The sequence below is a fragment of the Pseudomonas sp. P5_A2_2 genome (assembly GCF_054177685.1).
In genome coordinates this window covers 1-1,785 of sequence record NZ_JBGCUL010000904.1, presented here as the reverse complement: position 1 = coordinate 1,785, position 1,785 = coordinate 1, and the positions used below count along the sequence as shown (strand labels likewise).

At 56.1% G+C, this 1,785-nt stretch carries 2 protein-coding genes; one reads left to right on the top strand and one right to left on the bottom strand.

Going from position 1 to position 1,785, the window contains the following annotated elements:
- On the bottom strand, positions 1-905 hold a 905-nt coding region (locus tag ACXRVY_RS27135; protein WP_458238743.1), incomplete at its 3' end, for a GlxA family transcriptional regulator.
- A 118-nt stretch (positions 906-1,023) separates the two neighbouring features.
- On the opposite strand from ACXRVY_RS27135, the gene ACXRVY_RS27130 reads away from it, so the two are divergent.
- Positions 1,024-1,665: an HD domain-containing protein gene (locus ACXRVY_RS27130; protein WP_223458919.1), complete on the top strand. Its 642-nt coding sequence runs from the start codon at positions 1,024-1,026 to the stop codon at positions 1,663-1,665.
- Positions 1,666-1,785: the final 120 nt, after the last annotated feature.

Sequence of the window (1,785 nt, the reverse complement as noted above, 5' to 3'; positions counted from 1 at the left end):
TCCATAGACCGACCACCCAGTTCTATCGAGCGACAGGCAGCTTCAATTCGGACATCCTCGACATACTTCGCCGGCGTTGTCTGCAACTCTCGCTGGAACAAGCGGATTAACGTCCTGACGCTGGTGGAGAGCTTGTCCGCGAGTATTTCGACTGTCAGATCTGAATGCAGGTGTTCCGCAATCCACAGACACAACTCATCCAGGCTGGAGCCGGGAACATGCTGTGATTGCAGGGCGACACTGAACTGCGCCTGCCCGCCGGGACGCCGCAGGAAGAGGACAAGATTTTTCGCGATCTCCATAGCCACTTCATCGCCCAAATCTTCGCTGACCAACGCGAGCGCAAGATCGATACCGGCGGAGATACCAGCTGACGTGTACACGTTGCCGTCCTTGACCCAGATGGGATTGGGATCGACCTGCACCCTGGGGTAGCTTTCGGCCAGGCTTCGCGCCATACGCCAATGAGTCGTCGCCCTGCGACCATCCAGAAGTCCTGTCTCAGCCAGAGCAAACGCCCCGACACAGATCGAACACACCCGCCGAACACTCGCGGACTTCGTTCTTATCCAATCGATAGCGGACTCGTCCACCTGCTCCCGAGCTTTCCAGCCCGAAGTCACGATCAACGTATCGATTGCTTTGTCGTCACCACGTTCTTGTTCAAGCGTCTTGTGTGCCATCAACGCGATGCCCGTGCTGCTCTCCAGGTGCTCGTTGGCGCCTGCACAGACCAACTCGAGTAGATAGGGAGCAACGTCACCACGGTGCAATCGGTTCGCGAAGGCAAACACCTCCGCAGGGCCGATCACGTCTAGCGAGTCCACAGGAGGCAATCCCAGAATCACGACACGTTTTGGTCTCAAACTCATAAGCGGATGGCTTGGTTTCGTCGTTTTGCTCACATCAATCTCCGCGCAGACAAGATGCGCATATTGGCACAAATCATCTGCCAATAGTCAATTTAGCCAGCCGGAAATACTTAAACTGAACCTCAAGCCACCCACTCTGAGGAAAGCAAACATGAGCACCCCTGTCATCATTGGCGGCTTCAGCGCTCCCGACTCTGAACTTGCCCAAAAGGCTTCTTCGCTCGTCGAGCGCGTCCACACTAAACCGCTCCTGCACCATGTGCATCGTACCTGGTGGTTTGCCGAATTCCTTGGTCAGCAGCGTGGCCTGAAGTATGACCGCGAGGCCGTCTATCTCGCGGCGCTGTTGCACGACCTGGGACTGACGAACGAGTTTTCCGCCGAACAGCGCTTTGAAGTCGATGGCGCTGACGCTGCCAGCCGCTTTCTACTAGCGAACGGCTATTCGGAGTCGAAAACCGAGCTCGTCTGGGACGCGATTGCACTTCACTCCAGCGCCGGTATCGCTGACCGCAAGCAGCCAGAAATCGCCCTCATCTACCTGGGCGCTCACGTCGACGTTATGGGCTTGAACATAGAGGAAATTACACCTTCGCTGATCGAGGATGCGCTCGCGCTCTATCCCCGCATCGGAATGAAGGCTGCGTTCACTGAGGCGGTAGCAGAAGTAGCCAGGAAAAAACCTTTTACTGCCATTGGCACCGGGCTCGCTGACGTCGGACGTCGCCACATACATGGTTTCGACTGCCCGAATGTGTGCGACCTGATTGATAACGCGCCCTTCGACAGCTGACATTCGGTGTTGCGCACGGGAATTTACTTTATCCGGATACCAGAATGGAATTTTCGCTGGCAAGGACGGAATTATTGGCGAGGTCACCGGGAAGTCGCCTCAGTCAGTCAGTGACTTCGT

Excerpts from the sequence above, each read along its gene's own strand:
- ACXRVY_RS27130 (WP_223458919.1), top strand. The coding sequence starts at position 1,024 with ATGAGCACCCCTGTCATCATTGGCGGCTTCAGCGCTCCCGACTCTGAA.